The 16,996-nt window shown below is 66.2% G+C and carries 17 protein-coding genes, 1 pseudogene and 1 riboswitch; of the genes and pseudogenes, 12 read left to right on the forward strand and 6 right to left on the reverse strand.

Translation table 11 applies throughout. The features are described 5' to 3' along the window. Window positions 1–5: 5 nt before the first annotated feature. Window positions 6–995, reverse strand: coding sequence for a tripartite tricarboxylate transporter substrate binding protein (locus KHP16_RS17730; protein ID WP_121492799.1), 990 nt, complete (start codon window positions 993–995; stop codon window positions 6–8). Window positions 996–1,126: 131 nt separating this feature from the next. On the opposite strand from KHP16_RS17730, the gene KHP16_RS17735 reads away from it, so the two are divergent. Then, window positions 1,127–2,887 carry an ABC transporter ATP-binding protein gene (locus KHP16_RS17735; protein WP_244835859.1) on the forward strand — a complete coding sequence of 587 codons (1,761 nt, stop codon included), beginning with the start codon at window positions 1,127–1,129 and terminating at the stop codon, window positions 2,885–2,887. A gap of 30 nt (window positions 2,888–2,917) precedes the next feature. On the opposite strand, the gene KHP16_RS17740 is transcribed toward KHP16_RS17735, so the two are convergent. After that, complete coding sequence (locus tag KHP16_RS17740; protein ID WP_211960777.1) at window positions 2,918–3,424, reverse strand: hypothetical protein; 507 nt, start codon at window positions 3,422–3,424, stop codon at window positions 2,918–2,920. Window positions 3,425–3,547: 123 nt separating this feature from the next. Further along, window positions 3,548–4,225, reverse strand: a complete 678-nt coding sequence (locus tag KHP16_RS17745) for a GntR family transcriptional regulator (protein WP_121492800.1) — start codon at window positions 4,223–4,225, stop codon at window positions 3,548–3,550. Between the two features lie 116 nt (window positions 4,226–4,341). Here KHP16_RS17745 and KHP16_RS17750 point away from each other — a divergent pair, with 116 nt between their 5' ends. Then, the gene (locus tag KHP16_RS17750; RefSeq protein WP_211960778.1) at window positions 4,342–5,055 is read left to right on the forward strand and encodes an HAD-IA family hydrolase; all 714 of its coding nucleotides are present in this window, start codon (window positions 4,342–4,344) and stop codon (window positions 5,053–5,055) included. Between the two features lie 40 nt (window positions 5,056–5,095). Further along, a riboswitch (yybP-ykoY riboswitch) is annotated at window positions 5,096–5,246 on the forward strand. 72 nt (window positions 5,247–5,318) lie between these two features. After that, window positions 5,319–5,885 (forward strand): manganese efflux pump MntP, encoded by a 567-nt coding sequence (locus KHP16_RS17755; protein ID WP_211960779.1) that lies wholly within the window; start codon window positions 5,319–5,321, stop codon window positions 5,883–5,885. 35 nt (window positions 5,886–5,920) lie between these two features. Here KHP16_RS17755 and KHP16_RS17760 read toward each other — a convergent pair whose 3' ends face one another. Next, window positions 5,921–6,349, reverse strand: coding sequence for a TOBE domain-containing protein (locus KHP16_RS17760; protein ID WP_115955119.1), 429 nt, complete (start codon window positions 6,347–6,349; stop codon window positions 5,921–5,923). A 73-nt stretch (window positions 6,350–6,422) separates the two neighbouring features. Beyond that, window positions 6,423–7,028: a TetR/AcrR family transcriptional regulator gene (locus KHP16_RS17765; RefSeq protein WP_115955121.1), complete on the reverse strand. Its 606-nt coding sequence runs from the start codon at window positions 7,026–7,028 to the stop codon at window positions 6,423–6,425. Window positions 7,029–7,099: 71 nt separating this feature from the next. Here KHP16_RS17765 and KHP16_RS17770 point away from each other — a divergent pair, with 71 nt between their 5' ends. The 6 genes from KHP16_RS17770 (at window position 7,100) to KHP16_RS17795 (ending at window position 13,328) form a co-directional block, all read left to right on the forward strand. Further along, window positions 7,100–7,900 carry an SDR family NAD(P)-dependent oxidoreductase gene (locus KHP16_RS17770; protein ID WP_211960780.1) on the forward strand — a complete coding sequence of 267 codons (801 nt, stop codon included), beginning with the start codon at window positions 7,100–7,102 and terminating at the stop codon, window positions 7,898–7,900. A 168-nt stretch (window positions 7,901–8,068) separates the two neighbouring features. Beyond that, complete coding sequence (locus tag KHP16_RS17775; protein ID WP_211960781.1) at window positions 8,069–10,030, forward strand: COG3904 family protein; 1,962 nt, start codon at window positions 8,069–8,071, stop codon at window positions 10,028–10,030. A 149-nt stretch (window positions 10,031–10,179) separates the two neighbouring features. Continuing rightward, window positions 10,180–10,716: a DUF421 domain-containing protein gene (locus KHP16_RS17780; RefSeq protein ID WP_121492803.1), complete on the forward strand. Its 537-nt coding sequence runs from the start codon at window positions 10,180–10,182 to the stop codon at window positions 10,714–10,716. Next, window positions 10,709–11,215, forward strand: coding sequence for a CinA family protein (locus KHP16_RS17785; protein ID WP_211960782.1), 507 nt, complete (start codon window positions 10,709–10,711; stop codon window positions 11,213–11,215). The genes KHP16_RS17780 and KHP16_RS17785 overlap by 8 nt, the downstream gene beginning before the upstream one ends. A gap of 219 nt (window positions 11,216–11,434) precedes the next feature. Beyond that, on the forward strand, window positions 11,435–12,196 hold the full coding sequence (gene budC, locus KHP16_RS17790) for a meso-2,3-butanediol dehydrogenase (protein ID WP_211960783.1): 762 nt from the start codon (window positions 11,435–11,437) through the stop codon (window positions 12,194–12,196). A gap of 19 nt (window positions 12,197–12,215) precedes the next feature. Next, window positions 12,216–13,328, forward strand: coding sequence for a flavodoxin family protein (locus KHP16_RS17795; protein WP_211960784.1), 1,113 nt, complete (start codon window positions 12,216–12,218; stop codon window positions 13,326–13,328). 2 nt (window positions 13,329–13,330) lie between these two features. On the opposite strand, the gene KHP16_RS17800 is transcribed toward KHP16_RS17795, so the two are convergent. After that, entirely contained in the window at window positions 13,331–14,389 is a 1,059-nt protein-coding gene (locus KHP16_RS17800; RefSeq protein ID WP_179594597.1) for a zinc-binding metallopeptidase family protein, read from the reverse strand. A gap of 110 nt (window positions 14,390–14,499) precedes the next feature. Here KHP16_RS17800 and KHP16_RS17805 point away from each other — a divergent pair. From KHP16_RS17805 to pdxR, 3 genes and pseudogenes are all read left to right on the forward strand, one after another. Further along, window positions 14,500–14,979, forward strand: a pseudogene (locus tag KHP16_RS17805) (aminotransferase class I/II-fold pyridoxal phosphate-dependent enzyme); the annotation flags it as partial. Window positions 14,980–15,053: 74 nt separating this feature from the next. Then, complete coding sequence (locus tag KHP16_RS17810) at window positions 15,054–15,239, forward strand: hypothetical protein (RefSeq protein ID WP_121492806.1); 186 nt, start codon at window positions 15,054–15,056, stop codon at window positions 15,237–15,239. 155 nt (window positions 15,240–15,394) lie between these two features. Continuing rightward, a complete protein-coding gene (gene pdxR / locus KHP16_RS17815) occupies window positions 15,395–16,981 on the forward strand; it encodes a MocR-like pyridoxine biosynthesis transcription factor PdxR (protein WP_211960786.1) in 1,587 nt (528 codons plus the stop codon). Window positions 16,982–16,996 lie beyond the last annotated feature (15 nt).

Here is a 16,996-nt window from a genome sequence, read left to right on the forward strand (position 1 = left end):
CTGCGTTAATCCGCGGTGGCGCCCGACCGCTTGACGACGGTCGCCCACTTGCGTATCTCGCTGTCGACGAACTTGCCAGTCTCCGCAGGCGACATCGGCATCGGCTCGGAGCCGCGGTCCGTGATGAACTTGTGCAGCTCCGGCGATTGCAGCGCCTTCACCGTTTCCGCATTAAGCTGACTCACGATGGCCGGCGGCGTGCCGGCCGGGACCATCATCACGGCCCAGCCGAGCGCTTCGAAGCCAGGTACGCCCTCTTCGCGCACCGTCGGCACCGCCTGCAATTGCGGCACGCGCTTCGCGGTGGTGACGGCAAGCGGCACCGCCTTGCCCGTATTGATCAGCGGCATGGCGGCCGTGACCGAGTCCACCATCAGCGGAATCTGGTTACCGAGGAAGTCGGCCTGCGCGGGACCGCTGCCTTTGTACGGGATATGCACCATGAAGATACCCGCCTGCGCTTTCAGCATTTCGGCGGATAGGTGCTGCGTACCGCCGATGCCCGCGCTGGCATAGCTGTACTTGCCCGGCGCGGCCTTAGCCTTGGCGATCAGTTCATGCAGCGACTTGAAGCCCGACTGCGGCGTGGCGAGGAACACCAGCGGCACCGAGAACACGCCGGTCACCGGCGCGAAGTCCTGCAGCGGATCGTAATTGACCTTCTTGTAGAGCGTCTGGTTGATGGCCATGGCACTGCCCGCCATCACCAGCGTATAGCCATCGGCCGGGGACTTGGCCGCGACTTCCATGCCGATATTGCCGCCCGCGCCCGCGCGGTTCTCCACGACGATCGACTGGCCCAGCTGCCTGCCGAGCTTCTCCGCGAGGGCACGCGCGAAAATGTCGGTGGCCTGCCCGGGCGGGAACGGGACAATCAGCTTGATGGGGCGGTCGGGATAGGCGGCGTGGGCGTTGGCGGCAATCCCCGCGATGGCGATCAACAGCGCGGCGGCGTACTTGCGCGATGGCTTCAATGGTGTCTCCTTGAATATCATGGCGACGTCTATGGTGGCGTCTTGCAAAGGTGAAAGGCTACCATGCCCGCCATGTCGGACGACGCGTGACGGCGAACGCTTGCTGCACAATAGAGCCCTTCGGCAATCACCCGACGAGGAGGGATGACTGCATGACGGAAATGCAAACCCCGAAGCTCTCACCGGACGCCGCCCGGCCACGCGCCATCGGCCTCGGTAGCGCCGCGCGGGAACTGTATCGCGCGCTCTGGCTGCATGCGGAGGGCGTGCGGGCCCATATGCTGGGCGCGGCGGCGCTGCTCTCCGCCGCGCAATTGCTGCGGCTGACCATGCCATGGCTCGCCGCGCAGGCCATCAACGCGCTCCAGCAAGGCCAGATGGAAACCGCTGGGCGATGCATTCTCTATCTCATCAGCGTCTATCTGCTGTCGTGGCTGCTGCATGGCCCGGGACGCGTACTCGAGCGCAATGTGGGCGTGCGGGTGCGGGAGCGGCTCGCCGATCAGCTCTATGCGCGCATCGCGTCGGCCCCGCTCGCATGGCGCGACGGCCATCATTCGGGCGAGCTCCAGCATCGCGTGGTCCAGTCGAGCCGAGCGCTGTCGGATTTCGCGCAGAATCAGTTCGGTTATCTTCAGAGCGCCTTCAACTTCGTCGGCCCGATCGTCGCGCTCGCGCTGCTTTCGCGCACCAGCGGCGCGATTGCCGTGACCGGCTACGTGATCGTCGCGCTGATCATCCTGCGCTTCGACCGCACGCTCATGCATCTGGCGCGCGCGGAGAACGATGCCGAGCGCCGCTATGCGGCCGCGTTGCTGGACTTCGTTGGCAACGCGGGCACCGTCATTGGCCTGCGTCTGCAGGCCGCGTCGCGCAGGTTGCTCGACCACCGCATGGCGGCGGTCATGGCGCCGCTACGCCGTGCGGTGATGGTCAACGAGGGCAAATGGTTTGCCGTCGATCTGCTTGGCATGGGGCTCACGTGGATTCTGGTCGTGGTCTACGTGCTGCAGTCGCGCCAGCCGGGCCAGGCCGTGCTGCTGGGCACGATCTTCATGATCTACCAGTATGCGCAACAGGCCGCGACCGTCGTCGGCGCGATGGCCACGAACTTCCAGAGCTTCGCGCGCATGCATACCGACTACGGCAGCGCGGAACCGATCTGGCAGGCGCCAGGCGACCCCGAAGCGGTCGTGCCCGCCGTCGTGCCCGATGCGCCGTGGCGGACGCTGGCCTTGCGCGGCGCGACGTGGCGCTACCCGAACGATGCGCGCGGCGGTTTGTACGGCGTGGATCTGGTGCTCCATCGCGGCGCGCGCGTGGCCCTGATCGGCCCCAGCGGCGGCGGCAAGAGCACGCTGTTGCGCGCGCTGGCAGGCTTGTATCGGCCGCAGGAAGGCGAACTGCTGCGCGATGGCGCGCCACGCGACTGGAGCGAACTACGGACGCTTGCCACGTTGATACCGCAGGAAGCGGAGGTGTTCGAAGCCAGCGTCGAAGAGAACCTGACGTTCGGCGTACCGGCCGACGCCGCGGCGCTGGAATCCGCGGTCCACGCGGGCGTGTTTGACGAGGTGTTGCAGCGCATGCCCGATGGGCTGGCCAGCCCGCTCAACGAACGTGGCAGCAATCTCTCGGGCGGACAGCGTCAGCGGCTTGCGCTGTCGCGCGGTGCGCTGGCCTCGGCGGGCAGCTCGCTGCTGCTGCTCGACGAGCCCACCAGCGCGCTCGATCCGCAATCCGAAGGACGCGTGTTCGATCGCATGTTCGCGGCGTTTCCCACGGCCTGCATCGTCGCCTCGGTCCACCGGCCGAGCCTGCTCGCGCGCTTCGATACCATCGTTGTGGTCGAAGCCGGCCGCGTGGTCGATGCCGGGCCGCGCGACGCGGTGCTCGCGCGGCGGCCCGCCTGAGGGGGATAGTGAACGGGACCGCGCCGCGGCTCAGCGAATCTTGCCGAAGCCGTCGGCTGCCCAGCGGCCCGCGCTCTCGCGCGTGAGGCGGAAGTCCGGGCGCACGTTGACGGTCGCCATGACATCGCCGAACGCGTTCACGGCGGTCAGCGTGCCAAAGGGCTCGAATTCGTCAGGCGTGATCGAGAGGCGCACGGAGATGACGTCATCGCCCATCTCGATCGACACCTGCTTGTTCAGCTGCGCGTGCAACTGCTGCTCGTGGCGGCGAATCACTTCGGAGGCGGTCTTTACCAGCGTCTGATGCGCGGTGGCGTCGAGCGGCTTCGGGTCGACCTTGTTGCGGCCCATGGTCCAGGGGCCGACGAGCGCGGGCTCGGCGCTGCCATCGCGAATCATCTCGACGGCCCAGCCTTCGCCGTCTTCGTTCTTGATGACGCGCGCAGTCCAGCCCTTGTCTTTCCAGAGACGCGGTTCGTGAATCTGCTCGGGTTCGCCCGTGTCGGGTGTGTCGGGTGTGTCGTGCTGCGAGTCCATGCGTAAGGCCGGAATGCGGGAAAGCGGGTCGGGCGTGGATTTTAGCCCAGGTGGCGTCGCCTCCCGCAGTGCACGCCGGCGTTACCGCAGTGGACGCTGGCGTTACCGCAGTGGACGCCTGCGCTACGCATCAGCCTGCAACCGCTCGATCAGCAGCTTGCCCGTGCCGGCGATATGCGCGCGCAGCAGATCGCACGCCGCGTCGACGTTTCGCTGGCGGCACAGCGCCAGTAGTTCCCGATGCTCGTGCTGCGATTGCTCGACGTGCGATGTCGCTTCCCACGTAAAGCGCAGGTAGCGCTCGAACCCGAGACGCAGGGTCTCCACGAGCGCGATGGTCCGGGCGCGGCCGCAGGCGGCATACAGCGTGCGGTGGAACTGCGCGTTCAGCAGGATGCGTTGCCCCACATCCTTCGCGCGATCGAGTTCCTTCGATAGCCGTTGCGCGGTATCGAGGTGCGCGTCGGTCATCAGGGGGATGGCCCAGGCCAGCGCCTGTCCTTCCACGAGTATACGCAGCGCGGTGGTCTCCTCCGCTTCTTCGGCGGACATCCGGGCCACGCTCACGCCGCGGCGCGGTTCGGCCACCAGGAAACACTCCCCGATCAGGTCCTTGAACGCCTCCCGCGCGACGGTCTGGCTCACGCCGAAGCGCGAGGCGATGGCGTCCTGCTTGAGCCGCTCCCCGGGCTGAAGCTTGCCCTGGATGATTTCGGTGCGGAGGGTGTCCACGAGGATGCCGGCCGTCGAGCGGTCCGGCATCGCCGTGACGGGGGCGTCGAGTTGTGATGAGGGCGGCATACGGGCGTCTCCAGTTGGCGGAATTCTACACCAACATGTCGACTTTACCGATTATCGATAATCGCTTATCGTTAACGACATCGCCTTACCGACCGACCCACATTGAGAACCTTCGCATGACGACGCTGCATCTTTCCGACTTCGACGCCATCACCTTCGACGTCTACGGCACCCTGATCGATTGGGAGCCTTCCATCGCCGCCTTCCTGCTCGACTGGGCCGCCGGACATGGTATTTCCGCCGACGCCGGCACGCTCGTCATGGCGTTCGACGGCGCACGGGCGCGTATTCAAAAGGAGCGCCCCGCCCATCTGTATCCCGAAGTGCTGAACCGCTGCTTCGACGAGATCTGCGCGCACTTCGGCGTCCTCCCCGACGCGGAGCGCCGCCGGCAGTTTTCGTTGAGCCCGCACACATGGCCGGCCTTCCCCGATAGCCATGACGGGCTCGTGCGGCTGCAGCAGTCCGTGCGCATCGGCGCGCTCAGCAATATCGACGTGGCATCGCTCGAAAGCTCATGTCGGATTCTCGATGTCCGCTTCGACGTGGTCGTCACCGCGCAGCGCGTGGGCGCCTACAAGCCGGACTGGCCGCACTTCGACACGGGTATCGGCGACCTCGCGCGGTTGGGGGTGCCGCGCGAAAGAATTCTGCACGTGGGGCAAAGCCTGCGGGCCGATATCACGCCGGCCAACAAGCTCGGATTGCGCAGCGTCTGGATCAACCGGCCCGATCGGCTGCTCGGCCTCTCGGGGGAAGGCGCGGCAGAGGCGCGCCCTGACCTCACCGTCTCCAGCCTCGCCGAACTGGTGGACGTGCTGACAGGCTGAAACGGTCACGATGGCAGGCGCGGTGGCGTCGTGTTAGCATCGACGCGTCTTAGGGGAGTAGCTTGCCTCCGTCAGGTTCGCCACGGAGGCGCCGGCGTCAACACACTTGGCCGCACAGGCCATGGCGCCGGCGGCAGGTTTCCGCAATGGAAGCCCGTTCTGCGAGACCTTTGACTTTTCGTTCACCAGCCGGGGCTGGCACTGAACGGCAAAGTCATTGGTCCATCTGTTGCCAGCCCCCTTTGTTACCCTTCTCGCTACCCATGACACTGGCATCGATCATCCTGCTGGCATTCGCCATGGCCACCGACGCTTTCGCCGCGGCCATCGGCAAGGGGGCGGCACTCTATCGGCCCAGGCTCTCGGAGGCCGTCAAGACGGGCGTCATCTTCGGCGTCATCGAAGCCATCACGCCTGCGGTGGGCTGGGCACTTGGCAGAGCGGCGTCGAACTATATCGCCGCATGGGATCACTGGATCGCGTTCGGATTGCTGACGGTGCTCGGCCTGCGCATGATGCTGAAGTTCTCCAGCGGGGAAGCGCACGAGGACAAGCCGCAGTCCCATTCGTTCTGGAATCTCGCCATCACGGGCTTTGCCACGAGCATCGATGCCATGGCGGTCGGCGTCGGTCTCGCATTCGTGAACGTCAACATCGCGGTCGCCGCCGGGGCCATCGGCATGGCAACCACGCTCATGGTCACGCTCGGCGTCATGATCGGCCGCCTCGTCGGCCCCGCGCTGGGTCGTTGGAGCGAAGCCATCGGCGGCGTGATCCTGATAGCGATCGGCGTGGTCATCCTGGTGGAGCACCTCCAGTTATTGACGTAGGGGAGCCCCCCTTCCCCGGGGCGTGCCGGTGAGTGTCAGGCGTCGATGCCGATGATCACGCTCGAGGCCTTGAACATCGCGGCGGCGGCGGCGCCCACGGCCAGCCCGAGGCGGTCCACGCTGCTGTTGGTGATGATGGCCGAGACGACGAGGCCGTTCGAACCGGTGATGGTCACGTCGGCATTGACGGCGCCCTTCGTCAGCGCTGTCACCTTGCCGTCCACGACATTGCGCGCCGACACCTTGCTGGGATCCGCACCCACCATGACGATCACCGATGTCGCCTTGACCAGCGCCAACGCCTTCGCGCCCGCCTTCAGGCCAAGACGCGTCGCGCTGTCATGCGTCACCGTGGCGACGATCTCCGCGCCGCCATCGGTCTTGATCGTGACTTCGTCATTGACGGCGCCCGCGGTGACCTGACCGACAACGCCGGAGAATTGATTGCGTGCACTGGTTTGCATGGCGAGGGTCCTTTCAATGGATGCATGCCAACAGAGACGCGTCAGTTTGGCCCCAGCCCGCACGCCTGACAAGTCATCCCATCGTGTGAGGCGCTTCCGTATCGGGCGCGATCGCCACGGCGAGCAGCGCTTCAAGGCGTTTGCCCAGTTTGCCGGGCGTCGCTCCGCGCAAGGCAGGCAGGTCGATGATCTGCCGCATCAGCTGGATGCCCGAGATGATGGCCAGAAAGACCGCGGCACGCTGAGCCGCGTCGGCGCCTGGCAATAACGTCGCCAGTGGCCGGGCAAAATGCGCGTCGATCTTCTTGCGGAGAATGGCGGTGGCCTGCGCGTTGTTGGACGAGCGCAGCAGAACTAGAAAGCCGTCCATCGGCGTGGTCCCGGGCGTCGTGCGCGCGAGCAACGCCTCCGCGACGTCGTGGCAGAGTGCCGCAAGGTCCGGCGCCGCCCGCAACGTGTCGCGCGTGAGGATGCCCGGCGCCGATAGCACCGTGTCCACGACTTCCTCGAACAACTGCTCCTTGGAGCCGAAATAGCGATTGACGAGCATCGCGGTGACGCCCGCGTTCTCGGCGATCTCGCGAACGCCCGCGTCGTAACCGGATTCGGTGAAAACCTTGCGTGCCGATTCGAGAATGGCTTCCCGCGTGGCGGTACCCTTCCTGCCTAGCGCCTTCATAATCACACACCCGTATACTTTTCGTCTTCGAAATTCTACACTAGTAGAAATTTTCGATGCAAGGGTATGGCATGGACTTGAACCTGAAAGGAAAACGCGCGCTGGTCACGGGATCGAGCGCGGGACTCGGTGAAGCGATCGCGAAGCTGCTGGCGGCCGAGGGTGCCACGGTGGTCGTGCACGGGCGGAGCGCCGAGCGCGCGCGGGCGGTAGCGGACGCGATCGGCGCGGCAGGCGGGCGCGCCGAAGTCGCGCTCGGCGATCTGGCCACCGACGAAGGCGCCGACGCCGTGGCGGCCAAGGCCACCGAAGGCGGCGCGATCGACATTCTCGTCAACAACGCCGGCTACTATCACCACCTGAACTGGACCACGGCACTCCCGGAAACCTGGGTGGAGACCTATCAGGTCAACGTGCTGTCCGGCGTCCGCATGATCCAGCGGCTGGTGCCCGCGATGCGCGCCCGCGGATGGGGCCGCGTCATCCAGATCGGCGGCGGCCTCGCGGGCCAGCCGATTCCCATGCAACCGGACTACAACGCCTCCCTGGCCGCGCGCCACAATCTGGCCGTCTCGCTGGCGCGCGACCTCAAGGACACGGGCGTGACCTCGAACATCGTCGCACCGGGCGCGATCCTCGTCCCGTCCGTGAAGGCGCTGCTGGAAACCATCGCGCCGAAATACGACTGGGGCGAGTCGTGGGAAGCCATCGAACGCGGCTGCGTCCGCGACCTCGTCCCCAACGACGTGGGCCGCCTCGGCCGCCCGGAAGAAATCGCGGGCGCCGTGGCATACCTGTCGAGCCCTTTCGCCGACTACATCAGCGGGGCAACGATCCGCGTGGACGCGGGCACCATCCGCTCGGCATTCTGACCGTGCGCTACCACTCCGCCGGCATGCCGTAATCCGGAGGAAGGTGGGGTATGTCGTGGTCGCGCAACGATCGTCCTCCCGCGGGGCGTTTAGGGTAGATTTAGCGCCCAATAGAACAATAAACACGGGTCGGTCATGAGGGCGAGCATGTTGGTCCGCGGCATGCGGATGGTGAATACCGTTCTGATCGGGGTGGCGGCCATCGGCCTGCTAGCCGCATTCGAGGTGTGGCGCACCGGGGGTGCCATCTACTCGCTGCTTGGCGCGTCGATCTGGCTGGCGCCGCTCTTCCTTACGCGGCAGGCGCTGGGACAGAACGCCAATGCGCAGGCGGTCAGGACCGCGACGATCGCGAACTTCGTACTGATGGGCTTCTGCGGGGTGGGCCTGCTTGGAGGGTTCGTGCGCGGCGAAGCGGGAACCACGGCCAATGCGGCTGTCGCGCGTGCCGTGCCCGTCCTGATCTTTGCCGGGCTCATCGTGCTGAACCTGCGGGCACTCTCACGGCGTACCCAGGACCTTGCGCTGGCGGCCAGTAGCGCGATCTCGCCTCGCGATGCCGTCTTCACCATCGGCAGCGACATCCCATCGGCACCCGCCGCGGTGAGCCAACCCGCGGAGCCGCCGGCCCGGGGACGCTATGTCATGCGCCACTGGCGCGGGCAGCTGCCGTTGCCGGTGTCCTACTGGATCAACGGCACCCTCGTCGCCACGCTGCTCGGCATGGCCCTGCCCGCGCTCGGCAAGCTGTTCGGCGTCAGCGACTCGCTGCGCCAGCTCGCGATGTTCTCCATCCTGGCGATCTGCGTGGTGTATCTGTCGTGGGTATGGTCGTTCGTGGGCATCTGGCGTTCCGCCGGTCGCCATGCGATGCGCGGCGGCAGCACGTTCTGGGCCTATGCCGCGCGCGGCAGCGTGCTGCTTGGCGTGTGTGCGGCCGTCGGGCAGATGGTGACCACCTACGGCCCCGAATTGCGCGAGTTCGCCGCGCTGGCGATGGGCAGGGATGCCATCGGCGAGGTCGACGTCAAGCCATCCCCGAATGGCGAAGCGGTCATCGTATGGGGCACGCTGCGCGAAGGGTCGGCGAAAACCGTGCTGACGGTGCTCGATCGCACGCCCTCCGCGCGCACGCTCATCCTGAACTCGAATGGCGGTCGCCTGCTCGAGGGGCGCGTGCTGGCCCAGGCCGTGCGTCAACGCGGCCTCAACACCTATGTGGAAGGCGAATGCAGCAGCGCCTGCACGTATGTGCTGATGGCGGGCGTGGATCGCGCCGCGACGCCGAACGCGAAGATCGGCTTCCACCGCGCGAGCTTCAGCGGCATGGATTCGGCCGTGGAAGGCGCCGCGGTGAAGTCGATGCTCGACTACTACCGCAAGGCTGGCCTGCCCGAAGACTTCGTGCGCCGCGTCAGTACGACGCCGGCGGACACCGTCTGGTATCCGAGCCGCGAGGAACTGCTGCGGACGCGCATCCTGACGCGCGTGGCACTGCGCAGCGAGGCGCCGGGCATGCTGATGCAGGTTGCCTCGCGCGACGCGCTGGCCGCGCGCCTGAAAACCTCTCCGCTGTATCGCGCCTTCGACCAGCGCTTTCCGGGTGCGGTCGATCGCGCCGCGGAACGCGCCTGGGCGGTCAAGACGCGCGGCGGCACCGATACCGAGATGGGCGCCGCCTTGCGCGGCGAGCTGAAGCAGGCCATGCCTGGGTTGCTGAGGCAGGCGAGCGACGACGCACTGACGGAGTTCGTCAAGCTGCTGGCGGCCGAGACCAACGCCGCACGCAACATCGGCGTGGAAGCCTGTTCGCATTTCCTCGAAGGCACGCTCGATACCTCGAACGCCCTGCCCCCCGTCCTCGTGGAGGAGGAAACAAAGACGATCGTGATGCTGCTGAACTCGCCGCCGCAGAAACCGCGGCAACAGGATCCGTACATGGCCGACGCGATGATGCGCGTGGCCCTGCAAAACCTGACGAAGGACCAGTCGCGCGCATTGACGGACAAGGCCTTCGGGGCACGGCAACCAGAAGCGCGTTGCGAGGCCACACTGAAGTTCTACCGCAACGTGGCCGCGATGCCGAGACCCGCGCAAAGCGCTGTGCTGTGGTCGATGTACCGGCGCTGATCCACGACCGCCGGCATGTCCGGAAAGCAGGCCAAGCGAACTGCTACACGAGCTGATCCATGAGCTTGATCCATGGACGCGACGCGCGTCCGGCGGCGATGTAGGACAGTTTCCGATTGCGGGAAACGGGCCGCGCGCCCAACACTGGCATGGAACCCATCGAACAGGAGACGCCCATGGGCGACATCCTCGCGGAGGTTTTCGGTCAGGGAGAAACGCTGGCGTGGTGGCAGATGGCCGCGCGCGCCGCGCTCATATTCGTTGCCGCATGGATCATGCTGCGTGGCGCGGGACGCCGGGCGTTCTCGCAGCAAACGCCGTTCGACCTCTGCATCATGCTGCTGCTGGGCGCCGTGCTGTCGCGCGCGGTCGTCGGTGCCAGCCCCATCGGCGGCACCCTCGCGGCGTCGCTGGTCCTCGTTGCACTGCACCGCTCGCTCGGCTTGCTCGCGAGCCGCTTTCCCGGCGTCGACCGGATCATCGGCGGCCATCGTATCGATCTCTTGCAGGGCGGCCGCATCGATCAGGACGCGATGCGACGCGCCATGCTGAGCGCCGAAGACCTGCAGGCGAATCTGCGCGCGAGCCTGCAGAGCGAGTCCCTTGCGGGTATCCAGCGCATCGTCGTGGAGCGCAACGGCAAGGTGACCTTTGTGCGGCGACAAGAGGAGACCGAACATGCATGATGCTCAGGAAGTTGCACACTATCTGGTACGTCACGGGGTCGTACTGGCCACAGCGGAGTCTTGTACGGCCGGACTGATCGCATCGAAGCTCGCGGAGGTGCCGGGATGCGGCAGCTGCCTGAGGCTTGCGGTCGTAACGTACGCGCCGGAAGCCAAGAACAACGTACTCGGCGTGGAACACGCGTTGATCGAGCGGCATGGCCTGACGAGCGAGCCCGTGTCGCTGGCCATGGCGCGCGGCGTGCTTGAAATGTCCGGCGCGGATCTCGCCGTGTCCAACACGGGCGTCGCCGACGAGGGCGCACCCGATGGCACCCCCGCCGGCACGCAGTGCTTCGCGTGGGTCGTTCGCGCGGCCGGACGTAGCGGGACGCCTATCGAGTACACGGAGACGAAACGCTTTCAAGGTGAGCGCAACGAGATCCGCGATGCGGCGGCGGCGTATGCGCTTGGGCGCATTCCGCACTATCTCGCGCTGGCCCGCGGTACGCCGGAGTAGCTGTCGGAGAGACGGCCCCGGCGACGCGGGACGCCTCCTACATGCCCTTACATGTACAAGTCGCTCGATGCTGCATTTTTGCACGGCGATCGCACGCGTTCGCGCACGCGGACCGAGGGCTGTCCAGCCCGCGCCACAGCGGCGTTGGCCGGTGTCGTGCGCGCAGCGGTATGAAATTTGCGCGCAGTGCTCCTGAACCTAAAAAAGGGGAGCGACATCATGAAGCGATTCGAAAACCGGGTAGTCATCGTCACCGGCGCCGGCTCCGGCATCGGTGCGGCCGCCGCGCGGCGGTTCGCGGCGGAAGGCGCGCGCGTCGTGCTGGCGGGCCGCACGCGCGAGAAACTGGAAAAGGTGGCTGCCGACCTGCCTGCCGACAAGCAACTGGTCCACGTGACTGACGTCAGCGACTACGAGCAGGTGGAGGGCCTCGTCCGCGCGGCGGTCGACAAATTCGGCCGGCTCGACGTGATGGTGAACAACGCGGGCGTAGCCTCCGAAGGACGTGCAACCGAGGACAGTTTCGAGGCCTGGCACAAGGTGATCTCGATCGACCTCGAAGGCGTGTTTCATGGCGCGCGTGCCGCGCTGCCGCATTTGATCAAGACCAAAGGCAGCATCGTCAATACCGCCTCGGTCTCGGGTCTCGGCGCGGACTGGAACATGGCCTTCTACAACACCGCGAAAGGCGGCGTGGTCAACCTCACGCGTTCGCTGGCGCTGGACTATGGCCGCGAAGGCGTGCGCATCAATTCGGTCTGCCCGTCGCTGACGCGCACGGACATGACCGTCGACATGTTCAAGGACGAGCAACTTGTCGAAAAATTCCGCGAGCGCATCGCGCTGGGCCGCACGGCGGAACCCGAGGACATCGCCGACGTCATCGCCTTCCTCGCGAGCGAGGACGCACGGTTCGTCACCGGCGTGAACCTGCCCGTCGATGGCGGGCTCAGTGCGTCGAACGGTCAACCACCGCAATAAGAAAGGGACAGGTGACCAGATGCCTCACGGGAATATTCTGCAAGACGATATCGACGACGCCGCACAGGACGTCCGCAAAGGCCAGGTAACAGAGCATCTGACGCGCGAGGAGTTCGGCCGGCGTTTTCGCGCGCGCTTCTACGACCCCGCGTTTCGCGCGGAAGATGCCGCGCTCGAGCGCATCGAGGCGATTGCGTGGGAAGCGTATAGCAACAGCCGCAAGGCCCCCATCACCGAGAAGGCCGGCCCCGGCGCGGCGGACCCCGGCTACGATCTCTCCGTCGAATGGCGGCAGGCGCGCGACGCCATTCGCGATGCACAGCGCCTGCAGCAGGATGCCGCGAGTGCAAGTCGCGTGCTGCTCATTGTCGCCTCCTCCCGGAACGACCTGACGTGTCCGGGCGAGATGTCGAAGTCATGGCGTCTGGCTGGCATCGTGCGAGCGCGCATGCAGGAGATGGGCATGGTCGTCGATACGCTCGACCTGAGCCGGCTGGCGTCCGACCCCGATCTGCACATCCATCCCTGCAAGGGGTGCGCATCGACGGCCATGCCGCTGTGCCACTGGCCTTGCAGCTGCTATCCGAACCACAGCCTCGGGCAGGTCAACGACTGGATGAACGAGATCTATGCGCGGTGGTCCGCCGCGCACGGCGTGGTGATCGTCACGCCCACGTACTGGTATCAGTCCACCAGCCCGCTCAAGCTGATGATGGACCGGCTCGTCTGCGCGGACGGCGGCAATCCCGATCCGAGCAGCACGCACGGCAAAAAGGTGCCGGAAGCCAAGGCAATGGAGCTCGGCGGATGGCATTATCCCAAGCATCTCGCAGGCCGCGTCTATGGGCTCGTCGTCCATGGCGATGTCGCGGGCGTCGAGGGGGTTCGCCGCGCGCTGAGCGACTGGCTCTCGTGGATGGGGCTGATCGATGCAGGCCAGTTCGGACAGCTGGATCGCTATATCGGTTACTACAAGCCGTATGCCACGTCGCACCGCGAGCTCGATGACGACACGGATGTCCAGGCTGAAGCGGCCAACGTCGGCGCGGCGGTGGCGCAGGCCATCCAGTTGCATCGGCAAGGCCGGCTGCCGGCGGTGGGCGAATCGTTCCGTACGCCCAGGCAGAAGTAACGTCAGGAACTGGCCTTGCTCGCCGCCGTGATGACGCGGTGGACGAAATGCAGTTTGTCCACCGCGGCGGGCGATAGCGAGAACGGATACGCATCGGGTAGGCCGAGACTACGATTAAGGCTGTTCATCGCGTAAGTCAGCGGCTGCCATCGTGCCAGCAGGCTCTGGAAATCCGAGCGGCCGATGGGCGTGCGGTCGGTCATCCCGGGGTCGGCCTGCGCGCGGGGTTGCAGTGTGAGCCCACTCCAGTTGGCGGTGTCCAGCGTGTCGACCATATGCAGGTAGTGGGCCCACGTCTCGGCCCAATCCTCGAACGGATGCATCGAGGCGTACGCGCTGATGAACCGGTCGGCATGATCGCTCGGCGGCCCAGCGTCGTAATAGTGCTTCTGGGCGGCGGCGTAATCCATGCGCTCGTCGCCGAACAGCTTGCGGAACGGCTGAATCCGGCGCGTGCCCGCGATGAGGTGCTGAAAGTAGAAGTGCCCGGATTCGTGCCGCAGGTGCCCCAGCAAGGTCCGATACGCCTCGCCCGCCCACGCCCGCGTGGTCTCGCGCTCGACGTCGTTCGCTTCCTTGACGTTGACGACGATGCAACCGTTGTCGTGTCCCGTCATGACGGGCTCGACGGCCGAAACATCCTCGAGGAACTTGAACGTCAGGTCGCCCCCCTCGCCATCGAAATGCGTGGGCAGATGCAAGGCCGACAGCGAGTACAGCAACCGCCGCTTTGCCTGTTCGAGCCGGTACCAGTACAACCTGTTATCGGGCTTGGCCAGCGCGGGAATGACGCGTGTCAGCCGGCAGGACTCGCATAGCGGATTTGAATCCTCGACTGGGACCATCCAGTTGCATACATGCTCCCGCGCATAATTGGCACACCGCCGATAGGTTTGCTCCGACGCCTCGGGAAGCATGCGCCACCCCTGCTCGTCGCTTCCTTCGAACGCTCCCACCTCCCGCAAACCGGGAACGTAGCCGAGCACGGCCTGACAGCGATTGCAGACGAAGCTCTCGAAGAAGACGAGGCTTTGGCAATGTGTGCAGTGGAATGTCTTCATGCCCGGACCATCGCAAGGTCCGTGCCACGCCTGCACATGATTCACCCGGCATGCATATATCCGGAAACGCCGTCCCATAGCAGCTTCAGCGCCGTGATGACCAGCAGGCCGTAGCAGGGCTCTCCAAGAGCGCTGCCACGGGATTGCGCGTAGGCGCCGTGCGTGCGCCGCCGGAATCGATCGCAAGGATCGAGCGGGCGATTCGCGCGACGACATGGCACACGCCGGCCCTGATGACGGGCATTGCGTGCGGCTGGATCGAGGATGGCACCGTGGCGATGCTCGAAGCCGGGAAGCGCCGCGACGCCCGCGCGCGGCAGCAAATCGTGACGGAGACGCTGGCTCATCTCAAGCCCGTCCGTCACCCGGCGTCCTATTTCGTCTGGCTGCCGATGCCGGAAGAGGTGCGCGCCGATGTGGTCGGCAAGGCGCTGATGCGCGCGCGCGTGCTCGTGTCCACCGCGCACCCTTACGCGACGTCGAAGCAGGTCCCGCATGCGCTGCGGCTGGCGCTCGGGTCGGTAGACATGGACACGCTGCGGCAATCGCTGAAGACGGTGGCCGACGCCGTCGGCACGTATGCGTATTAGAGCGCCGATGGCACGGCGTTTGCAGCGCTCCACGGACCGGCGCAACGCGTCGTCAACCCGATGGAGGACTCGAGATGGAGAAGCAGAGCAAGCGTTCCACCGCCAGCACCGAGCCGCTTAATCCCGGTGTGCGCACGGACAAGCAGCAGGTGAAGAGCCGCAGCGCGGATCCGGGGCAAAGCAGCTACGGCGGGTTCAAGAACGAGGACACGCGCCGTCAGCATCAAACGGATGCCAAGGGCGGGAACGGGAAGTCCTGACATTCCGGATGTAATAGCTACCGGCAACATGCGCTGGTAGCCGGGACGCGCCATGGCGGCGATGGAGGCGTCGGCGTTGGCCTGGTGTTGGCATCAAGCGGCAGACTGGTTATCGTATGTGACCCATATCGACATAAGCCAGTGAGCCGGTATTCATGCCAAGACGCCGCCAGGCCATGGAGTTGCCCTTCATGGGCAAGCTCGACCGCACGCAGGGCGAACTAGGCCGGCAGCTCACGCGCGTGCTGCGGGAAGCCATTCGCTCGGGCGAACTGAAGCCCGGCGAATCGCTTCCCTCCACCCGCCATCTGGCCGAGACCGTCGGCATCTCTCGCGGACTCGTGACCAACGCGTTTGAACAGCTCATCGCCGAAGGGTTCCTCGAAGCCCAGGCGGGGTCGAGCACACGCGTTTCCAGAAGCCTTTCGGCATTGCTTTCGACATTGCCCCCATCCGAAACGGCCGGGCAGCCCCGAAAGACAAGCAGGACAAACAGGACGAGCGCCACAATCCCCGCGCCAACGCTCCCGCCGCGCGCCGCGGCCTTTGCGGACGTCGCACGCCAGTTCACGCCCCTCCCACCCGTGCCGTTTGCGGTCTCGGTGCCGATCGGCCCCACCGCGCCCGACGACACCTGGCGAAAATTGGGCAACCGCACGCGAGGGCTGCGCGCCGCGGCGCCGTCGGGGTACGACGATCCGCAGGGCGTCCCCGCGCTCCGGGCGGCCATTGCCGATTACGTGCGCAAATCGCGCTCGGTGCATTGCACGCCCGGGCAGGTCATCATCACCGCCGGCACGCAGCAAGGCCTCTATCTCGCTTGCCAGATCCTGCTGGAGCCGACGGACCGCGCATGGGTCGAGGACCCCGCGTACCGCGGCATCACGGGCATTCTCGAAGCAACGGGCAACGCCATGCGGATGCTCCGAGTGCCGGTCGACGAATCCGGTATCGATGTCGAAGCGGGCATCCGCAAGGCACCCGATGCGCGCGTGGCGTTCGTGACCCCATCGCATCAGTATCCGCTCGGCATGCCGCTGAGCATGGCGCGGCGGACCGCGCTCGTCGCGTGGGCCAGAGCCAACGATGCATGGATCGTCGAGGACGACTACGACAGCGAACTCCGCTACGTCGGTCACCCTTTCCCCTCGCTTCAGGGCCTCGCGCCCGACCGCGTGATTTACCTCGGCACGTTCAGCAAGATCCTGTTTCCGTCGCTGCGGCTCGGCTACGCCATCGTGCCGGAGCATCTCGTGCCGTCCTTCTGCGGCGCGCGGGGGCTGATGGACCGACACCCGCCGAGCGCGGACCAGCATACCCTCGCTGCGTATATCGCCGAAGGCTACCTCGACCGGCATATCCGGCGCGTGCGGCTCGTCTACGCGGAGCGCCGCGAGCATCTGATCTCGACCATCGCATCGCGCATTCCGTCATCCCTTGCGTGGCTCCAGCCCGGAGATCAGGGCATGCATCTCGTCTTGTGGCTGGCGGCGCCGATCGACGACCTCGCCGTCGCGGCTCAGGCGATGGCGGCCGGCGTGGCGGTACGCGCCGTGTCGCCGCTGTATGCGGCCGGCAACGGGCGGCCGGGGCTGATCCTGGGCCTCGGCGGCTACACCGATGCGCAAACGGAAGCCGCGGTGGACAAGCTCGGCGCGATCATCGCCGCCGCATCCGGCGCCCCCCGGCCGCGAAAGCGCCGGGTATCCGCCAAAACGATCGCTGGCTCGATCGCTGGCTAGAATACTGGTCTAGTG

This window comes from Cupriavidus plantarum, from assembly GCF_905397285.1.
Lineage (GTDB): Bacteria > Pseudomonadota > Gammaproteobacteria > Burkholderiales > Burkholderiaceae > Cupriavidus > Cupriavidus plantarum.